Origin of the sequence: Rhizobium sp. P40RR-XXII (assembly GCF_012641405.1) — a bacterium.
In the GTDB taxonomy this organism is placed as follows: Bacteria; Pseudomonadota; Alphaproteobacteria; order Rhizobiales; family Rhizobiaceae; genus Rhizobium.
The window spans coordinates 102,414-122,519 of sequence record NZ_JABAII010000001.1 but is presented as its reverse complement, the minus strand read 5'-3'; the positions used below and the strand labels follow the sequence as shown (position 1 = coordinate 122,519).

The following is a 20,106-nucleotide window of genomic DNA, read 5'->3' as shown; positions in this document are numbered from 1 at the left end:
GATGCCGTAACCTCAAAAAACTATAGGGTCGTCGGGCTGAAAGTCGAATGCCCCGTGACCTAATCACGGCCGGCCGCTGACGGCAAGAGGTACGTGCAGCAAAAAATCGCTAGGCAATGCGAAGCGAGGTGGCGGCTGCATAAAAAACGCCCGCCGGAACCGGCGGGCGCATCTGTCCGGATCAACCGATCAGAACGGTGAATCAGGGAAGTAGAAGTCCTTGGCGTTGTCCTTGGTCACGAGCGTCGCATCCAGGATGTAATTGCCACGAACTGGAACCTGATCGTAGAAATTGGCGGCGGTCAGCTCCATGGCGGTTCCGACCATTGCCGGCGGATATAGCACGTCGACGGGGATCAGCTTGTCGCCGTCCATGACCTTCTTGATCATGTCCTTCGAACCGGCGCCGGCGACGACATATTTGATGTCGGTGCGCTTGGCCTGGTCGATCGCCTGCAGAACGCCGACGGCCATGTCGTCATCCTGGCACCAGACGACATCGATCTTCGGAAACTTGGTCAGGTAATCCTGCATGACCTTGAAGGCGTCGTCACGGTTCCAGTTGCCGTATTGGCGGTCGAGAACCTTGACGTTCGAGCCCGCGATGCCCTTGTCGAAGCCATCCTGGCGCTGCTGGTCGATCGGGATCGGCAGACCGCGGATGATGACAACCTGGGCATCCGGCGTATTGGCCTTGATATATTCGCCTGCGGTCTGGCCAAGCGCCGGATTGTTGCCGGCGACATAGAGGTCACGGACGGAATTGTCGTTGTTGCTCGGCGCACGATCGACGAGCGCCACGAACTTGCCCTTGTCCTTGACTTCCTTGATGGCGTTGACGAGCGGATCCGGATCCGAAGGCAGGATCACAAGAGCATCGATGCCCTGTGTCTCGAGGTCCTGCACCGCATTGGCCTGGCTCGCAGCGTCAGGCGAAGTCTTGACGATCACGTTGAGCCCCGGATGCTCCGCCATCAAGAGCTTGGCAACGCGCTCGGCGTGGAACACCACGCCCGAGGTCCAGCCGTGGTCGGCGGCCGGAATGGAAACGCCGATCGTCACCTTCTTGTCCGCGGCATGGACCGTGCCGGCCAGAGCCGCCATCACGACAGCCATGCCCAATAGTCTTTTTCGCATGTTTCTTCCTCCCAGATAGAGACAGGGCCTTGCCATTAAGGACCGGGCGCCCTCTGACCCGGTTATTCGCTATTTGCGAGCAAGCGAGCGCTGAACCAGCATGGCGATGATGATGATCGCGCCCTGGATGGCACTCAGCAGATACTCGCTGATAAAATTGGAAAGCAGCATGATGTTGCCGACCAGCTCAAGGATGAAGGCGCCGCAGATCGTGCCCCATACCCTGCCCGCTCCGCCCTTCAGCGCCGTGCCGCCAACGACGACGGCGGTGATTGCCTGCAGCTCCCACAAGCTGCCCGTCGTTGCCGAGGTCGAACCCAGCCGCGGCACATAGAGAAGCACGGCGATCGCAACGCACAGGCCCTGAATGACAAAGGCGATGGTGCGGACGCGATTGACCGCCACGCCGGAGTAGCGCGCGACGTCGCGATTGGAGCCGACGGCGATGACGTGCCGCCCATAGCGGGTACGGTAAAGAATGAAGGCCGCAATGCCGGTGACGACAAGGATAATCACGATCGGTACCGGCACGCCGAGTACAGAGCCATAATAGGCGGGCTTGTAGAGTGCCTGCAGATTCGCCGGCCGCAAGGTGATTGCGCCGCCCTGCGACAGCCAGGTCGTCAAGCCGCGGTAGACGCCCATCGTGCCGAGGGTCGCAATGAACGGTTCGATTTTGCCCATGGTCGTGATCAGGCCATTAGCCAGGCCGCACAAGGTACCCGCGACGATCGAGAACAGCACGGCGGCCGCCAGCATCAGCGCGGGATCGGCGATAACACCCGAATTCATCAGGAGGATCATTAGGCTTGCGACGAAGGCAACCATCGCGCCGACGGACAAATCGAGATCACCCGCCGAGATGACGAAAGTGGCACCGACTGCAATGATCGCAATATAGGCGCATCTCGTCGCGACATTGGTGAGATTGGTGATGCCGATGAAGTTCGGATTGACCAATGCGCCCACGATCAGAAGCAGCACCAGCGCTGCAAACGGTGCAACGGCCCTGAGATCGACATCCCGCCAGGAACGGCCCCGCCGACCGGTTTTCCCGCTGCTGTCTTCGCCTACGCTCATAACCAAAACCAACCTCCGTCCCATGACTGCTGGGAATTCGCCCTGTCCTGTGCCGCCCGTTCAGGCAGCGGTCTTTCTCTTCAGGCCCGCCGCATAACGCATGATTTCCTGCTCGGAGATCTCTTCCCCTTCGAGCACACCGACGATCCGCCCCTCGCGCATGACCGCGATCCGCGTGCACAGCCCGATCACCTCGGGCATTTCCGAGGAGATCACGATGATCGAATGACCATCACGCGCCAGCGCTGAAATGAAATGATAGATCTGCTGCTTCGTGCCGACATCGATGCCGCGGGTCGGCTCGTCGATGATGATGATCTGCGGCTCGGTCTCCATGACCTTTGCCAGCAGCAGCTTCTGCTGGTTGCCGCCGGACATGCGGCCGGCAACGATATTCCCGTCCCGAACCCGGATGTCGAAGAGCCGACGCGCCCGCGCCAGCGCATCCGCCTCGCTGGAGGCGCTCAGATAACCGAACTTGCCGTGCCGGTCGAGCGACTGGAGGGTCAAATTGACGACCATGCCCGAATTCAGAAGCAGGCCCTTCGACTTGCGGTCCTTGGTCATATAGGCAAGCCCGGCGTCGATGGCGGCATGCACGTCATGCGCCGGCACCGCTTGGCCGTTTGCGACGACATCGCCGGAGGCGCGCGAGCGCAGGCCGACGATCGCTTCCATCAGTTCGGTGCGGCCCGAGCCGATCATGCCGGAAAAACCGAGAATCTCGCCCTTGCGCAGCTCGAAGCTCGCATCATGCACGTAGCCCGTCGAAAGCGAGCTGACGCTGAGCACTACCTTCTCGTCGACATCCGGCTCGTTCTTGGCGGGATAGAGGCTGGAGAGTTCGCGCCCGACCATCAGCTGGGCGATCGATTCGCCGTCGAGCAGCGAGGTCGGCGATGTCTTCACCCATTGGCCGTCGCGCAGCACAGTGACCCGATCCGTCAACTCCATGACCTCATCGAGCTTGTGGGAGACGAAGACGAAACTCGTTCCCTGATCCCGCAGCTTACGCACCTGCTTGAACAGGAAAGTGGTCTCCTCGCGCGAAAGAACAGCGGTCGGCTCGTCCATGAAGACGATGCGCGCATCGCGGCTGATCGCCTTGGCGATCTCCACCATCTGCTTGTCGGCGATTGAGAGCGAGCTGATTATGGCGTTCTCGTCGACATGCGAGCCGAGGAGATCGAGCACACGCCGCGTCTCGGCACGCATATGCTTGCGGTCGAGCACACCCAACCGCGTGACTTCGCGACCGAGAAACAGGCTCTCAGTGACGGTCAGATGTTCCGCGAGATTGAATTCCTGGTGGATGATGACGATGCCGAGCGCCTCGGCGGCACCGTTCGGCGGCAGCTTCACCGGCTTGCCATCGAGCAGGATTTCGCCCGACGTCGGCTGCTCGAAACCGGACAGAACCTTGACGAGCGTCGACTTGCCGGCGCCGTTTTCGCCCATGAGCGCATGGATCTCGCCGGCCTTCAGATCGAAGTTGACGCTGAACAGCACCTGCACGCCACTGAAGGATTTCGATATCCCCCTCGCAGACAGCACGACCGTACCGTCGACGGCTTCCGAACTCATTGAATCCTCCCTGCGGTCCCACCCGCTTTCTATGCTGTGTAAACCTTTACATAATCTGTGTAAAGGTTTACATCATGGGATATCGCATAATTTTTCGCGGTCACCTTTGACCTCCACCGAAGTCTGTGTAGTCTCCAGCCCCAGACGAGACCCAAGGCAGAGCGCAGTGTCGAATTCCACGCCCGCAACTATCGAAGACGTCGCCCGAATTGCCAATGTTTCGATAGCAACGGTTTCGCGGGCCATCCATATGCCGGAGAAAGTCGCCAATTCGACGCGGCTGAAAGTCAATCAGGCGATTGCCATCACCGGTTATACCACCAATGCCATGGCGCGCAGCCTCCGGCTCGGCCGATCGAACATGATTCTCGTGGTGGCGCCCGATATCGGCGACCCCAATTTCTCCAATATCCTTATCGGCCTGGAGAATGAGGCGCGCTCGCACGGCTATGGGATCCTCATCGGCCACACGCAGAACGATGCGCAGCGCGGGCTCGAATATCTGAAGTTCCTGAATTCCAACCAGGCGGCGGGATTGATCCTCTTCACCGGCATCCTGCCCTTCGGCCACCAGACGATGACGGCCCGGCTGCCGCCGAGCGTCGGCGTCTTCGAGCCGGTCTTCAACGGCGGCATTCCCTATGTCGGCGTCGACGATGTCGCTGGCGCGCGCAAGGCCATTGATCTCTTGATTGCCGAGGGTCATCGCAAGATCGCCTTCGTCGGAGATTCCCGTACCCGCCTCGCCTACAGCCGCCGGCGAATGGGATATGAAGCCGGGCTGGACGCCGCCGGCATCGGACACGATCTGCGCATCGTGCTCGAAGGCGACGGCACCATCGAGAGCGGACGGCTCGCCATCGAGCAGCTCTTCATGCGTGACACCCTGCCGACAGCCTTCATGTGCGTCAACGATCAGACCGCGATCGGCGTGATGATCGGCCTGAAGGCGCGCGGCTACGACATTCCCGAGGATTTTTCCGTGACCGGCTTCGACGATGTGCCGCAGGCCGTCTTCATGACACCGTCGCTGACGACGATCCGGCAGCCGCGAACTTTGATCGGCAAGCATGCCATGGCACTGCTGCTCGAACTGCTGTCAGATGGCGAGCCTGCCGAAACGGAAATCCTGCTGCGGCCGGACCTCGTGGTGCGAAACTCGGTTGCGGCGCCGGCGCGCAGCCGGCGATAGGAGCACGTGGCCATGCCGCTTGGTCGTCTCGTCCTCTATGTCCGCGACGTGGAAGCGACGGTCAGCTTTTACGAGAAACATTTCGGATTCAAGCCGCACCGAGAGGACGGCGACCGGATTATCGAACTGCAGGCACCCGATGGCGGCGCCAATCTGATGATCCATCCGGCAGGAAAGGCCCAGAAAATGGGTCAGGTGCTGGTGAAACTGGTTTTCGACGTTGAACACGTCGAAGCTTTCCGCGCGAAATGCGCCGAACAGGGACTTGAGTTCGGTCCGCTGCGTCAGGCCGACGGCTATCTCTACGCCAATGTCAAGGACCCCTCGGGAAACTCCATCTCCATTTCCAGCCGCGCCTTCCGGCGGTAGCTCGGGAGGCGATGAACCACCGCCTCCCGAACATATCGATCAAACGTAACGATTGACGATGTTTTCCAGGAGTTCCTGCTTGCCTGATTTCGGCTGCGGATTGACGTCCTTGGTCTCGACCCACTGGGCGATCTGGTCGAGCGAATATTCGCCGCGCAGCAGCTTCTGGCCCTCGGCAGAGTCCCAGCCGGCATAGCGATCGGCGAGCGGCTTGGAGAGCGCCTTGTCCTCGATCATCTTGGCGGCAGCCTTGAGGCCACGGGCGCAGCAATCCATGCCGCCGATGTGGCCAATCAACAGGTCTGCCGGGTCGAGCGACTGACGGCGCAGCTTGGCGTCGAAGTTCGTGCCACCCGTCTTGAAGCCGCCACCTGCCAAAACCTGGTAATAGGCCAGCGTCATTTCCGGAACATTGTTCGGGAACTGGTCGGTATCCCAGCCGGACTGGTAGTCGTTGCGGTTCATGTCGATCGAACCGAAGACGCCGAGCGCGTTGGCAAGCGCCAGCTCGTGCTCGAAGGAATGGCCGGCGAGGATCGCATGGCCTTGCTCGATATTGAGCTTCACTTCGTTTTCCAGGCCGTATTTCTTGAGGAAGCCGTAGACCGTGGCGACGTCGTAGTCATACTGGTGCTTGGTCGGCTCCTGCGGCTTCGGCTCGATCAGGATCGTGCCCTTGTAGCCGATCTTGTGCTTGTACTCGACGACGAGGTTGAGGAAGCGCCCCATCTGGTCCAGCTCACGCTTCAGGTCGGTGTTGAGCAGCGTCTCGTAGCCTTCGCGGCCGCCCCAGAGCACGTAGTTTTCACCGCCGAGCTTGTGCGTGGCGTCCATGCAGGTCTTCACGGTCGCAGCCGAGAAGGCGAAGACATCAGGATCTGGATTGGTCGCAGCGCCCGACATGAAGCGGCGGTTGGAGAAGAGGTTCGCCGTGCCCCAAAGCAGCTTCACGCCCGTCTCGGCCTGCTTCTGGGCGAAGTAGTCGACGATCTCGTTGAGGTTCTTGGTGTTTTCGGCGAAATTCTTGCCTTCCGGGCGCACGTCGGCATCGTGGAAGCAGTAGTAGGGAGCGCCGAGCAGGGTAAAGAATTCGAAGGCGACGTCCGCCTTCAGCTTGGCGGCTTCCATGGTTTCATGGAACCAGGGACGCAGGAAAGTCTGGCCGCCGAAGGGATCGCCGCCCGGCCAGGTGAAGGTGTGCCAGTAGGCAACGGCGAAACGCAGATGCTCTTCCATGCGCTTGCCGGCAACAACTTCGTCCTTGTTGTAATAACGGAAGGCCAGCGGGTTGGTGCTGTCGGGACCTTCGTATTTTACCTTGCTGATATCACCAAAAAATCCGGTGCTCATATCTCATCTCCTTGGGTTGGTATTCGGTATTGTTATTCATGCCGTGTCGCGTTGCCCCTCACCCTAGCCCTCTCCCCGCTTGCGGGGAGAGGGGACGACCTCTGTATCCTCGCCGAGCAAATCGTTAGGGGTGGGCAGTGGCTGCCGCTTTCCCCTTCTCCCCGTTAAAAAACGGGGAGAAGGGGCCCGCCCTTCGACAAGCTCAGAAGGGCGGATGAGGGGCCTGACGCACAGTACTTCAATGCGCCGACAGCGGCTTGATCGCCGGATAAACCGCCCGGTAGCGCTTGTAGGCATCCGCATAGGCATCCGTCAGCGACACCACGGGATCGATCGTACCCGCCGTCTGCGGCGGTGTGCAGACAGCGACCGGATCAGCACCTGTGGCAGCGATCAGGCCCAGACGCGCGGCACCGAAGGCCGCGCCGAAATCGCCGTCGGCCGGCAGGTCGACAGGCACGCCGAGCGCGGTGGCAATCGAGGCCAGCCAGTAGCGGGAGCGCGAGCCGCCGCCGATGGCGGTCACGCGTGCGATGTCGGTGCCGGCCGAGCGCAGCGCTTCCAGATTGTCGCGAATGGCGAAGGACACGCCTTCGAGCACGGCTTGCGTCAGCGCGGCGCGGCCGCTTTCATGGCCGAGGCCGATGAAGGCACCGCGGATCGTCGCGTCGTTATGCGGCGTGCGTTCGCCCGAGAGATAGGGAAGGAAAGTGACGCTGGTCGGTGCCTTCAGTGTCTCGCCAAGCTCGTTGGTGAGGTCGGCGGCGGACTTGCCCGTCACATGCGAATGCCAGTTGAGCGCATCGGTTGCCGAGAGGATGACGCCCATCTGGTGCCAGGTGTTGGGCAGCGCGTGACAGAAGGCATGCACGGCGCTTTCCGGCTTCGGCAGATAGGAGCCGTTGGCGGCAAAGAGAACGCCCGAGGTCCCGAGCGAAACGAAGGCGGCGCCATGGCTCACCGTGCCCATGCCGCAGGCTGAGGCCGCATTGTCCCCTGCCCCGCCGGCGACGACGGCATCGCCGGCAATGCCCCATTTCGAGGCCAGCTCGCCGCGCAGCTTGCCGGCAACGTCGGTGCCTTCGACCAGCGTCGGCATCTGCTTCTCGTCGAGATTGGTCGCCGCCAAAAGCTCGGAAGACCATTTGCGCTTGCCGGTATCGAGCCAGGACGTGCCGGCAGAGTCAGACATTTCCGACATGTGCTCGCCGGTCAGCCAAAGACGCAGATAGTCCTTCGGCAGCAGCACCCAACGAACCCTCGCGAAAATCTCCGGCTCATGCTTGGCAACCCAGGCAAGCTTCGGGGCGGTAAAGCCCGGAAAGACGATATTGCCGGTCAATGCCCGGAAACGCGGGTCAGCATCGAGCGCGGCAGCCTCATGATAGCTGCGGGTATCGTTCCAGAGAATGCAGGGGCGCAGCACCTTGTCGTCGGCATCGAGCAGCGTCGCGCCGTGCATCTGGCCGGAAAGGCCGATGCCGCGCACGGCCGCCAGCTCTTTCGGATGCGCCGCCTTCAGGCCGGCAACGGCTTCCTCCGTCGCCCGAATCCAGTGGGCCGGATCCTGCTCCGACCAGCCGGGATGCGGGCGTGAGACGTCAAGCCCGCCATTGGCCGAGCCGATGATCTTCTGATTGCCGTCGATCAGCATCGCTTTGACGCCGGACGTTCCGAGATCGAGACCCAAATACATCAGATGTAACTCCCTATGCTCTGCCGCGTTCGAATGCTCAGGGCAGATTGTCCTTCAAGAAAATATCGAGGCGGATGCGCTCCTGATCGGCGATGACGGCCTGGCCGTCGGCGGTCGCCTTCATGACGCGGATGGCGCTGCGCACCTCATGGCCGGCATCCTGGTTGAGAACGGCATCGATCGTGCCGTCCACCAGCGCTGCGCGCGTGTGCTGCGTCAGCTCATGCACGACGACGGTCAGTTCGCGCTCGGGCCTGACGGCTTTCAGGGCCGCAATCAGGCCCCTGTTGCCGGCACCGAGATTGTAGATGCCGACAATGTCCCTGCTTTCGGACAATGCCCTGGAAACGAGCGATCCGGCGAGTTCCGGATCGTCACGCCCTTCCAATACGGGCAGCAGCCGCAGCTTGGGAAACTCCTCGGCCATGACAGCCGAGAAACCCTGCAGACGCTCGCGATGGTCGCGCACCAGCATGGAACCGGCGAGAACGGTAATTTCACCCTTGCGATCGCCAAGGAATCGCCCGAGCAGCCGGGCGGCTGTGCGGCCGGCGGCGATGTTGTCTATGCCGGCATAGTGATGCCGGGCGGAATCGGTCAAATCGGAAACAAGCGTAACGACGGGGATGCGCTCCGCGACCAGCCGGCCGACCGCAGCCCGCACCTCGGGCGCATCGGTCGCCACCAAGGCGACACCGGCGATATCCTGTCCCTGAAAAGCGTCAAGCGCCGCCACCAGCGCCGGCACATCGAAAGGCGGCACCTCGGCGATGCGGATATCCGTGCGCTCTATGCTCGCCCGTATGGTCGCATGATGCACCTCTGAACGCAGCCCGTGCATAAAGGAGTTGTCGCCTGTCGGCACGATAAAAACGAGAGGATAGATGCGGCCCTTGGCCAGATTGGCGGCCGCGACGTCGCGGATATAGCCGATCTCTCGAATAGCGGTCTCCACCTTCTCCCGCGTCACCAGCCGCACGCCCGGCCGCTGGTTCAAGACGCGGTCCACGGTGGCCAGGCTGACGCCCGCGGCGGCGGCGATATCATGCACGGTCGGTCTCATCGGCTCCTCCTACCGGAATCCTTTACCGCCATTTCTGATGTACGTAAATCAAAAATTTTCGGCCGCTCGATTTTCCGCTGATGGCCATACATAAAAAAGGCCCCTCACGAGGAGGGGCCATGTGCCTTGGGAGCATTCTTTAAGGGCTGGATCAATGACCGCCGCCACCGCCACCTGTCGGACTCGGTTTGCTCAACATGAGAACGCCGAGGATCATCGCCAGGAACAGTATGGTCAGCATCAGGAAAATATCCCCGAAGGACATCACGATCGCCTGCCGCGTCGCCATGTTCACCATCTGCTTCAATGCGGCCTGCTCGCCGTCGAGGCCGGATGCGTTGAAATTGGCGGCCATGTTGTTCAATTGGGTGACGGCGGCGTGGCTGCCCCAATGAATATGGTCGCGCAGACTGAAATAATGCTGGTCCTGCCGGTTCGTCAGCAGTGTATTGATAATGGCAAGACCGACGGCACCGCCCAGATTTCGGGTCAGGTTGAACAGGCCGGATGCGCCGCGCATGCGCGCGGGCGGCATGGTCCCGAGCGCGATGTTGTTGATCGGCACCATGCAGAGCATCAGGCCGAAGCCGCGCAGGATCTGCGGAATCATCAATTCCCAGAAATCCCAGTCCACCGTCAGGTGCATCATGATGTAGGTACCGGCCGAGAAGCTGGTGAAGCCGATGATCATCAGGATGCGAAGATCGACCCTGCCTGCAAGGAAGCCGGCCAGCGGCGCCGTGAAGAACATGGCCAGGCCGGACACGAACATCGTCTCGCCGATCTGCAGGGAGTCGTAGCCACGGATACGAGCAAGGAAAAGCGGATAGATATAGGTCAGGCCATAGAGGCCGATACCCATCACGAAGGAGAACATCGAGCCGAAAGCGAAATTCTTATTGGTAAAGGCTCTTAGATCGACGACCGGGAATTCTACCGTAAAGGCACGATAGAAGAAGATGACCGCTCCGATCGCCGAGGCTATTGCGCCTGCAACGATGAAATTGTCGTTGAACCAATCGTTGGTATTGCCCTCTTCGAGAACATATTCCAGCGCGCCCAGAAAAACGCCCATGGAGAAAAGTCCCCACCAATCGAATTTCTTCATCAACGACAATTCCGGCTTGTCGAAGTCGATGAAGTTCCAGGTCACGATGGTGACGACAATGCCGGGCGGAATGTTGACCAAGAACAGCCAGTGCCAGGAAAAGGCGTTGGAGAGGTAACCGCCCACGGTCGGGCCGATGGTGGGCGCGAGCGTCGCGATCAGACCGATAATCGGCGAGACGACATTGCGCTTGGACGGCGGGAAGATCGTGAACGCCGCCGCAAAGACCGAGGGGATCATGCCGCCGCCGATGAAACCCTGCAGGGCACGATAGATGATCATCTGGTCGATGTTGGTGGCGGTCGCGGCGAGCGCGCTCGCGGCGGTAAAGCCGGCCGCCGAAATCGCGAAGAGATAACGCGTGGAAATGATGCGCGCCAACGTTCCCGATAGCGGGATCATGATGACCTCGGCGATCAGATAGGCCGTCTGCACCCAGGGGATTTCATCCGAGCCGGCACTAAGGCCCGCCTGGATTTCGCTGAGCGAGGCGGAGACGATCTGAATGTCGAGGATCGACATGAACATGCCGAGCACCATCGCCAGAAAGGCGATAAGTTTTTTCGTGTCGATGTGATCCGCCGCTGGTGCGGCAGGTCCAGCCGCGCGTGGAGGCGACCCGGCTGTAGTGCTGGCGGACGACATGCTGCGTCTCTCCCGAGCTTGATCGCTTACCTGTCCGGCGCCGTGCGGGTATCGACGTCGACGACGACGCTGAGGCCCGCGCGCAGGCGGCCGGTATTGAGCGCATCCTGCGGCAATGCGATGCGGACAGGCACACGTTGGATGATCTTGGTGAAATTACCCGTCGCATTCTCCGGCGGCAGCAGCGAGAAGACCGAGCCGGAAGCCGGCGAGATCGATTCGACGGTGCCGACGATCGGATGGTCGCTATAGGCATCGACGTGAACATTGACCTTGGAACCGGGAACCAGATGCTGGATCTGCGTTTCCTTGAAATTCGCGTCGATATAGAGCTGGCGGATCGGCACGATCGCCATCAGCTTCTGGCCGGGAGAGACAAGATCGCCCTCCTGCACCGAACGATTGCCGACGATGCCGTCATAAGGCGCCTTCAGCACGGTGAACGACAGGTCGCGGGAAGCCTTGTCACGAGCGGCCTCCAGTCCCTTGATCGTGCTCTCGGCCTGCCGGCGCTGGGCCTGCAGCAGGTTGATGTTTGCCTGCGCCGAGGCAATCGCGGCATCGCCGCCGACCAGGTTGGCCTTGGCTTGGTCGAGCGCGATGTTGGCGCTATCCAAGGCGGCCGTGGTGCCGACCGACTTCGACTGCAGTTCGGCAGCGCGTGTCTGGGTGATCTGGGCGCCACGGACAGTGGCTTGCAGAGCAACCTTCTGCGCTTCCGACTGCGCAAGAGCGGCCTGGCCGGCTGCGATCTGTGCATCGATGGTATGGAGCGAAAGCTGCTCGGTATCGAGCGAGGCCTGGGCCTGCTCCAGCGCCAGCTTGTAGTCGCCGTCGTCGAGCGTGGCGAGAACGTCGCCGGCCTTGACCTGCTGGTTGGCAACGACGTTCACCTTGGAAACGTAGCCGGTCACCTTCGGCTGTATAGTCGCGATGTCGCCGCCAATATAGGCGTCGTCGGTGGAGACCATGAAGCGGCCGTTCGTCCACCAGTCATAGCCGTACCAGCCACCGGCCGCGAGAGCGACGACAAGGATAATTGGAAAAGCCAGGCTGCGCCGCTTCTTCTCCGGCGGCGGTGGGGCCGCAGGGACCGGAGCAGTGGGCGCAGCCTGGGCGGGGGCAGGTTTGCCGCGCGTTTCAGCCGCGGGAGCCTCAGCAGACACGCCGGCTTCGCGGGTTTCCACCTCAGCATCTGCAGGCTCGTCCACGATGCGCGCTACATTGTTTCCATGACTTGACGACATTGCCCTACCACCGAAATTCTGTCTAAATTAATCGAACCGAACGGTTCAGTTCAATTGACATAAAGCCTTTTTCACTCCATATCAAGAGATATCGAACTGAGCGGTTCGATTTATTTGGCGAATCTGTTTAAGATTCAGAAAAATGATCAAGTGAATGATCGAGTGAAGGAGACGATGAAACACGAACCGCAAAATGCCGCTGTGTTGAACGCGCCCGCGCCTGCATCCGGTGGACGTTGGGCGGCCGGCGAAGATCCGGTCAAGCGCCAGCAAATTCTTGAAGGCGCCAAGCGCGTCTTCATGAAGATGGGCTTCGACGCGGCGAGTATGAACGACGTCACCCGTGAGGCCGGCGTTTCCAAGGGCACGCTCTACGTCTATTTCGCCAACAAGGAAGACTTGTTCGCCGCCATGATGGAGAGCGAGCGCACCTATTTCGTCAACCTCGTGCGCAACGCACTTGCAGACGAAGCAGATGTCACGACGTCTCTTTATGACTTCGGCATCGTATTCGTGACGCATGTCACGTCGGACAAGACCATCAGTGCCATGCGCACGGTCATCGGCGTGCGCGAACGCATGCCGTCGCTCTGTCAACGCTTCTTCACCGGCCCGGAAAACCTGCGCACGGTGCTGCGCGGCTTTCTTGAACGCCAGGTGGCAGCCGGCCACCTCAAGATCGACGATTTCGACATGGCGGCCCGCCATTTTCTCGAAATGGCCAGCGGCGGCTATTTCAAGCTGCGGCTGTTCGGCGACATGGACGAGCCTCCATCGAAGGATGAGATCGACTACGTCGTGCGCGGCGCCGTGCGCGTCTTCCTCGCGGGCTACGGCCCCGACCGCAGGGATTGACGCCAGAAGCCTTCCCTTGTTGCCGATGAGCAGCTAGCGATCCAACTCCGCAATTGCGATCAAGCGTCGCGACCGCCGGGCGCTTATGACTGGCCCGGCAACCAGGGGAGTTAGGCATGAGCGCGATCGGACGAGCGATATGGTTTATCGAAAGCCATTTCACCTCTGATATCTCTTTGGATGAGATTGCCGAGACGGCCGGACTTTCACGCTATCATCTGTCGCGCGTCTTCGGCATGACGACAGGCCATTCGATCAGGAGCTACATCCGCAGCCGCCGTCTCAGTGAGGCGGCCCTCACACTGATCGACGGCTCTTCCACCATTCTCCAGGTTGCCTTCGATGCCGGCTACGGCTCGCACGAGGCTTTCACCCGTGCCTTCCGCGAGCAATTCGGCATGACGCCGGAAAGCCTGCGCAAGCAGGGGCACGTTCGCAACCTCGCTCTACAGGAGCCGATCAGAATGGACGACACCCGCCTTCCCAAACTCGATGCCCCGCGCTTCGAAACCCACCCCGCAATGCTGCTTGCCGGCCTTGCGGAAACCTATGCCTATGAGTCCACCCAGGCGATTCCCTCGCTCTGGCAGAAATTCAACCAGCATTTCGACCATATCCCGGGCCAGGTCGGCAATGTTGCCTATGGCGTCTGTACCCAGGCGGAAGAAGGCAGTGAAGGCTTTCGCTACATGGCCGCTGCGGAGGTGGCCAGCAACGACGACCTGCCCGAAGGCTTCGTCGTCACGAGACTGCCGCAGCAGCGTTATGCGATCTTCACGCATCGCGGCCATATCTCCGGCATCTCCGCCACCGTGCACCAGATCTTCGGCGAATGGCTCCCGCAATCAGGCCAGCAGCACGGCGGCTCCCCCGACATGATGGAACGCTATGACGAGCGCTTCGATCCGCGTACGGGCACGGGCGTGACGGAGATATGGATCCCCCTGAAAGCCTAGAGGCAAAGCCTGAAAACAAGGCCGCCGCCGCCCCGAAATTGGCGGCGGCGCTTGTACGGAGAACGGCGCTCCTTACATTACGGCCATTCTGGAGAGGCCGGAGCTGGGGGTCAGCATCGGCGAATGCTGACAAAAGGGGAAATCGTCTATGGATATTGTTGGGCTGCTACAGGATCCCGCCGCATGGGTCGCGCTCATCACGCTCGTGGTCATGGAGGTCGTCCTCGGCATCGACAACCTCATCTTCATCTCGATCCTGACCAACAAGCTGCCGGCCGAACATCGCGACAGAGCGCGCAAGATCGGTATCGGCCTTGCCCTCGTCATGCGCCTTGCCCTGCTCGGCACGGTCGCCTGGATCGTGCAGCTCACGCAGCCCGTCTTCGAAATCTTCGGCCAGGGTTTCTCCTGGAAGGACATGATTTTGATCGGCGGCGGCCTTTTCCTCGTCTGGAAGGCGACGAAGGAGATCCATCACAATGTCGACCCTCAGGAACAGGGTGAGGATTTCATCGCCAAGTCGACGACCTCAAGCTTTGCCTCGGCCATCGGCCAGATCCTGCTGCTCGACCTGGTCTTCTCGATCGACAGCATCATTACCGCCGTCGGCATGACGCCGCATTTGCCGATCATGTTCGTCGCCGTGATCGCCGCCGTCACGGTGATGCTGGTGGCCGCAAACCCGCTCGCCAACTTCATCGAGAAGAACCCGAGCATCGTCATGCTCGCGCTCGCCTTCCTGCTGATGATCGGCACGACGCTGATTGCCGAAGGCATGGGCGTACACGTGCCCAAGGGCTATATCTACGCCGCAATGGCCTTCTCCGCCCTGGTGGAAGTGCTCAACATGCTGGCGCGCAACCGGCGGAAAAAGGCATCCAGCGGCCATTGATCGCGAAAACCGCACCCCAAAACGGGTGCGGCTTTCATGACGCCTGGTCAGTCCTGGACAGTGACGTCGACCCACTGGCCGATGTCCCCGTGTCCATAGATGTCGACCTTGATCCAGACGTTGCCGCGAACGATGATGTTCCCGGCATCGTCGGCGATATTGCCATCTGCCAGCATGGCTTCCAGCTTCTGGCGATTGGACGCCTGCGAGAAGAAGCTGTCGCCCTGGTCGCCACGGTCGCGGCGACGGTAGGCATGATAGTTCGCGCGGTCCTGGCGAATGATCTGCCAGGGCGCCGTCAGGCGCTCTCCCTTGGAATTGTAGAGATCGTCGCTGCCGATATAGGCGCGGTAGGATTCGATCAGACGCGCCGAACCGTCGCGCTTAATTGTCGATTGTGCCGCCGCTGTGTCGAACATGGCGAACGTCAATAAAAAGCTCAAAACCAATTTCTTCATTGTTTCCTCGCGGTGAACGATTGAGGACCTATTTCGCCACTGCCGCGAAAATTGCAAATCAAATTCGACGGGCAGCCTGTTTTTATTCCCGTAGCCCTGTGAAGAGTAAAGAGACCTTGTGAAATCGGGAGATCGGCTCAAATCGATGCGAGATGCACTGCCGGCAATCCGGTCCAGGCAGCCTCGCGGCGCAGTTTCCCTTGACGCCACCCCTTGAATATGGCCTAAGGCCAGCCATACGGAAAACGCTGATAGAAGCGGCAAGACGCCCTTTTCCGGCCGGTTTTCTGATCCAGATACACATTTTCGGCTGGACGGCGCTTGCCCCAAGCGCGATCCGGCCTTTTATGATGGGCAAACAAGATGACCACTTCAGGCGTTCGCGTCCGCATTGCACCCTCCCCCACCGGCGAGCCGCATGTCGGCACCGCTTACATCGCGCTGTTCAACTATCTCTTCGCCAAGAAACATGGCGGCGAGTTCATCCTGCGCATCGAGGATACCGACGCGACCCGCTCCACCCCGGAATTCGAGACCAAGGTGCTCGATGCGCTGAAATGGTGCGGCCTGAAATGGTCCGAAGGTCCCGATATCGGCGGCCCCTACGGCCCTTACCGCCAGAGCGACCGCAAAGAACTCTACAAGCCCTATGTCGAGCAGATCGTCACAAACGGACACGGCTTCCGCTGCTTCTGCACGCCGGAGCGTCTGGAAAAGATGCGCGAGGCTCAGCGCGCCGCAGGCCTGCCGCCGAGGTATGACGGCCACTGTCTGAACCTTTCGGCCGAGGAAGTCACCACGCGAGTCGCGGCAGGCGAGCCGCATGTCGTGCGCATGAAGATCCCGACCGAAGGCTCCTGCAAGTTCCATGACGGCGTCTACGGCGACGTCGAAATCCCGTGGGATGCCGTCGACATGCAGGTTCTCCTGAAGGCCGACGGCATGCCGACCTATCACATGGCCAACGTCGTCGACGACCATCTGATGAAGATCACCCATGTCGCGCGCGGCGAGGAATGGCTCGCCTCGGTGCCGAAGCACATCCTGATCTATCGGTACCTCGGATGGGAAGCGCCTGTTTTCATGCACCTGTCGCTGATGCGCAATGCCGACAAATCGAAACTGTCGAAGCGCAAGAACCCGACCTCGATCTCCTATTATACGGCCCTCGGCTATATCCCCGAAGCGCTGATGAACTTCCTCGGCCTGTTCTTCATCCAGATCGCCGAAGGTGAAGAACTTCTGAGCATGGACGAGCTTGCGGAAAAGTTCGACCCGGAAAACCTTTCCAAGGCCGGCGCGATCTTCGACATCCAGAAGCTCGATTGGCTGAACGGCCGCTGGATCCGCGAAAAGCTCTCGGAAGAAGAATTCCAGCATCGCGTTCTGACCTGGGCGATGGAAAACAGTCGCCTGCAGGAAGGCCTGAAGCTGTCGCAGTCGCGCATCACCAAGCTCGGCGAGCTGCCCGACCTCACCGGTTTCCTGTTCAAGTCCGACCTCAACCTCGATCCCTCGGCCTTCGCCAGGATCAAGTCGACACCGGAAGAACTGCTGGAAATCCTGAACACCGTGCAGCCTGATCTCGAAAAGATCCTCGAATGGAATGTCGAGACGATCGAAGCCGAGCTGCGCGCCATCGCCGACCGCATGGGCAAGAAGCTGAAGGTCATCGTCGCCCCGCTTTTCGTCGCCGTATCGGGCTCCTCGCGCTCGCTGCCGCTTTTCGATAGCATGGCCATCCTCGGCCGCTCCGTCGTGCGCCAGCGGCTGAAACTTGCCGCGCAGACCGTTGCGACCCTCGTCGGCCCGAAGAATTGAACCGGACGTAGAACCATGAACGACAAGACCGAAACCGCCACCCTCTCCTCCGACGCAACGGAAGTTCGCGCGCAGAAGCTGAAGCTGCTGCGCGAGCAGATCGGCGACGTCTATCCGGCGCATTTCCACCGGACCATGACCAATGCCGAACTGGCTGCGAAATATGAGGGTCTGGAGCCGGACACGGAAACCGCCGACGTCGTCACCGTCGCCGGCCGCGTCTATTCCTCGCGCAACTCCGGCATGTTCATGGATCTCCATGATGCCTCGGCCAAGATCCAGATCTTCAGCCACAAGGACGTAACTTCGGAAGGGGCCCGCAGCCTGCTGCCGATGATCGACATCGGCGACATCATCGGCGTGACCGGCGTCGTGCGCCGCACCAAGCGCGGTGAGCTGACGATCAATGCGCGTGAGATCACCATGCTGACCAAGTCTCTGCTGCCGATGCCGGAAAAGTGGCACGGCCTGTCCGATATCGAGCTACGCTACCGCAAGCGTCATCTCGACATCATGACCAACGAGGAATCGAAGCTCCGCTTCCAGCAGCGCAGCCGCATCGTTTCCGGCATCCGCCGCTTCATGGAAAATGACGGCTTCATGGAAGTCGAGACGCCGATGCTGCATTCGGTCTATGGCGGTGCCACCGCCGAGCCGTTCAAGACGCATCACAACACGCTGAAGCTCGACATGTACCTGCGCATCGCGCCGGAACTGTTCCTGAAGCGCACGCTGGTGTCCGGCCTCACCGACAAGGTCTTCGAGATCAACCGCAACTTCCGCAACGAAGGCGTCTCCACCCGGCACAATCCCGAATTCACGATGATGGAGTGCTACTGGGCCTATGCCGACTACGAGGACATCATGGACCTCGTCGAGCGACTGTTCTCGACGCTCGCCATGTCGATCCACGGCAGCACTGAATTCGCCTTCGGCGACAAGCAGATCTCCTTCAAGGGTCCGTTCCGCCGCGTGCCGATGCCCGACGCCGTCAAGGAAGCGACCGGCATCGACTTCCTGGCGATCAAGACCGATGAGGAAGCGCGCGACGCCGCCAAGGCCGCCGGCTTCGCCGTTGAGAAGGACGCGACCTGGGGCGAATGCCTGGCCTTCATCTTCGAAGAGAAGGTCGAGGGCACGCTGATCCAGCCGGCGCACGTCACGCATTTCCCGAAGGACATCTCGCCCTTCGCCAAGGAAGTGCCGGGCGAACCGCGCCTCGTCGAGCGCTTCGAGACCTATTGCAACGCGTGGGAACTCGGCAACGCCTTTTCGGAACTCAACGATCCGGAAGAGCAACGCGCCCGCATGGTCGAACAGCTCGAGCAGGCGCATGCGCGCGGCGAAAAGCAGAAGGAACTGGACGAGGAATTCCTCGACGCCATCGATCAGGGCATGCCGCCGGCAGGCGGTCTCGGCATCGGCGTCGACCGCCTCATCATGCTTTTGACCAACTCGCCGTCGATCCGCGACATCATTCTCTTCCCGGCTCGCCGCAGCAAGGCCGACTGATCAAGCCAGCAATTTCAGGCGCCAGGCAAGCGAAGGAAACGACGCTGCCTGGCGCTTTTCTTTTGGCGCAAATTCCAGGAAAAGCGCATGGCGGTTTTCCATCTGGAATTGCGTAAGAGCAAGCGGATTGGGCGTTTCAGCATTTCGCGGAACCGCCCCATCTGGAATAGCGGCGGTAGCGTCAATTCGTAATCGGCGACCGACGGTCGGCGGCACCCGTCATGGTCGGGTCCAGTCGCGGGGACGGGGTCCCCTCCTTGCCGCGGGCGTCGGCACCGATGAATTCGCCGTTCTCGTCATAGCCGGGCTGCACATTGCCGGTCGATTTCGGCTCCGGCAGCAGCTTGGCATCTTGCCCGTCTTCCTTCGCCGTTGCCTTTTCTTCCGCGGCAATCGCCGCTTTCATCTTGTCCTTCTTCGCACTCCCGGCACCATTGTCGGCCGAAAGGGCATTGCCGCAATCGCTATAGTCCTTCAACTCCGCAAGCGCGGCATTGATATCCTGCGGCAACATGGTGATCTGCTCGCCAAAGAACAGGCCGGCATTGCTGGCACCGCCATCATAGTAGCGTGCCGTCAGCGGTGCCTCCGAGCTGCCGTCGACAAGCTTGTCCGGATGCGGCACGTAGACCACATCGGCCCCCAGCGCCCGGCCGCGTATGTCGGAGCGCAGCGTCGGGCCGTTCTTGTCGAGAACCACAACCTGGACGAGATCCGGCTTCTGCTCCTGATACACCGCCTTGGCGACCCTAAGCGCGGTCTTCACCCGCGTCAGGCCATCGGTCGGTTCCGTGCGGATATATTTACGTACCCAAAAGCGGTTTTCCTTGCGGATGGTGACGAGATTGACATCCATGCACTGAAGCCCGTTGGGGGAAGCGGATGCAAAGCCGAGCAATCTGTCCTTGCCGATACAAAGCGCCAAAACGCCGGAGGAGCCCACGAGAAGGGCCACTCCGCCGAATATGACGACAAACTTCCGGTGTGCCCGGAAAATATGCAGTAAGGCGCTCACGCCAACTGCTCCAGCATAGACCACTCCAAGCCGACAAAGATGATCAACCCTCACGTTAGGCAGAGGGCGTTTCGGAATACTTAAAACGGACGTAAAACTTGCAACTCTGACGGCATAGCTACCAAA

17 protein-coding genes are annotated in these 20,106 nt (G+C 60.7%); 7 read left to right on the top strand and 10 right to left on the bottom strand.

Annotation, left to right across the window (positions count from 1 at the left end; translation table 11 throughout):
- Positions 1-189 precede the first annotated feature (189 nt).
- The 3 genes from HGP16_RS00605 to HGP16_RS00595 form a co-directional block, all read right to left on the bottom strand.
- The gene (locus tag HGP16_RS00605) at positions 190-1,137 is read right to left on the bottom strand and encodes a substrate-binding domain-containing protein (RefSeq protein WP_168838099.1); all 948 of its coding nucleotides are present in this window, start codon (positions 1,135-1,137) and stop codon (positions 190-192) included.
- Positions 1,138-1,206: 69 nt separating this feature from the next.
- Positions 1,207-2,217: an ABC transporter permease gene (locus tag HGP16_RS00600; protein WP_168838098.1), complete on the bottom strand. Its 1,011-nt coding sequence runs from the start codon at positions 2,215-2,217 to the stop codon at positions 1,207-1,209.
- A 60-nt stretch (positions 2,218-2,277) separates the two neighbouring features.
- Positions 2,278-3,801, bottom strand: coding sequence for a sugar ABC transporter ATP-binding protein (locus HGP16_RS00595; RefSeq protein WP_168838097.1), 1,524 nt, complete (start codon positions 3,799-3,801; stop codon positions 2,278-2,280).
- A gap of 166 nt (positions 3,802-3,967) precedes the next feature.
- On the opposite strand from HGP16_RS00595, the gene HGP16_RS00590 reads away from it, so the two are divergent.
- Entirely contained in the window at positions 3,968-4,993 is a 1,026-nt protein-coding gene (locus HGP16_RS00590; RefSeq protein WP_168838096.1) for a LacI family DNA-binding transcriptional regulator, read from the top strand.
- A gap of 12 nt (positions 4,994-5,005) precedes the next feature.
- The gene (locus HGP16_RS00585; protein WP_168838095.1) at positions 5,006-5,362 is read left to right on the top strand and encodes a VOC family protein; all 357 of its coding nucleotides are present in this window, start codon (positions 5,006-5,008) and stop codon (positions 5,360-5,362) included.
- A gap of 39 nt (positions 5,363-5,401) precedes the next feature.
- Here the strand turns inward: HGP16_RS00585 and xylA are convergent, their stop codons facing one another.
- The 5 genes from xylA to HGP16_RS00560 all read right to left on the bottom strand — a co-directional run bounded on the left by xylA (position 5,402) and on the right by HGP16_RS00560 (position 12,471).
- Positions 5,402-6,712: a xylose isomerase gene (gene xylA, locus HGP16_RS00580; RefSeq protein ID WP_168838094.1), complete on the bottom strand. Its 1,311-nt coding sequence runs from the start codon at positions 6,710-6,712 to the stop codon at positions 5,402-5,404.
- Positions 6,713-6,950: 238 nt separating this feature from the next.
- Positions 6,951-8,408, bottom strand: coding sequence for a xylulokinase (gene xylB, locus HGP16_RS00575; protein ID WP_168838093.1), 1,458 nt, complete (start codon positions 8,406-8,408; stop codon positions 6,951-6,953).
- A 37-nt stretch (positions 8,409-8,445) separates the two neighbouring features.
- Positions 8,446-9,471 (bottom strand): LacI family DNA-binding transcriptional regulator, encoded by a 1,026-nt coding sequence (locus tag HGP16_RS00570; RefSeq protein ID WP_168838092.1) that lies wholly within the window; start codon positions 9,469-9,471, stop codon positions 8,446-8,448.
- Between the two features lie 151 nt (positions 9,472-9,622).
- Positions 9,623-11,224, bottom strand: a complete 1,602-nt coding sequence (locus HGP16_RS00565; protein WP_168838091.1) for a DHA2 family efflux MFS transporter permease subunit — start codon at positions 11,222-11,224, stop codon at positions 9,623-9,625.
- A gap of 26 nt (positions 11,225-11,250) precedes the next feature.
- Entirely contained in the window at positions 11,251-12,471 is a 1,221-nt protein-coding gene (locus tag HGP16_RS00560; protein ID WP_168838090.1) for an HlyD family secretion protein, read from the bottom strand.
- A gap of 174 nt (positions 12,472-12,645) precedes the next feature.
- Between HGP16_RS00560 and HGP16_RS00555 the strand changes: the two genes are divergently transcribed.
- The 3 genes from HGP16_RS00555 (at position 12,646) to HGP16_RS00545 (ending at position 15,174) form a co-directional block, all read left to right on the top strand.
- Positions 12,646-13,326, top strand: a complete 681-nt coding sequence (locus tag HGP16_RS00555; protein ID WP_168838089.1) for a TetR/AcrR family transcriptional regulator — start codon at positions 12,646-12,648, stop codon at positions 13,324-13,326.
- Between the two features lie 116 nt (positions 13,327-13,442).
- Entirely contained in the window at positions 13,443-14,282 is an 840-nt protein-coding gene (locus tag HGP16_RS00550) for a GyrI-like domain-containing protein (protein ID WP_168838088.1), read from the top strand.
- A gap of 148 nt (positions 14,283-14,430) precedes the next feature.
- Positions 14,431-15,174, top strand: coding sequence for a TerC family protein (locus HGP16_RS00545; protein ID WP_168838087.1), 744 nt, complete (start codon positions 14,431-14,433; stop codon positions 15,172-15,174).
- Between the two features lie 47 nt (positions 15,175-15,221).
- Here HGP16_RS00545 and HGP16_RS00540 read toward each other — a convergent pair whose 3' ends face one another.
- On the bottom strand, positions 15,222-15,632 hold the full coding sequence (locus HGP16_RS00540; RefSeq protein WP_168838086.1) for a hypothetical protein: 411 nt from the start codon (positions 15,630-15,632) through the stop codon (positions 15,222-15,224).
- Between the two features lie 363 nt (positions 15,633-15,995).
- Between HGP16_RS00540 and gltX the strand changes: the two genes are divergently transcribed.
- Positions 15,996-17,453: a glutamate--tRNA ligase gene (gltX, locus tag HGP16_RS00535; protein WP_168838085.1), complete on the top strand. Its 1,458-nt coding sequence runs from the start codon at positions 15,996-15,998 to the stop codon at positions 17,451-17,453.
- Between the two features lie 15 nt (positions 17,454-17,468).
- Positions 17,469-18,965: a lysine--tRNA ligase gene (gene lysS, locus HGP16_RS00530; protein WP_168838084.1), complete on the top strand. Its 1,497-nt coding sequence runs from the start codon at positions 17,469-17,471 to the stop codon at positions 18,963-18,965.
- Positions 18,966-19,146: 181 nt separating this feature from the next.
- On the opposite strand, the gene HGP16_RS00525 is transcribed toward lysS, so the two are convergent.
- Positions 19,147-19,980, bottom strand: coding sequence for a hypothetical protein (locus HGP16_RS00525; RefSeq protein ID WP_168838083.1), 834 nt, complete (start codon positions 19,978-19,980; stop codon positions 19,147-19,149).
- Between the last annotated feature and the right edge of the window lie 126 nt (positions 19,981-20,106).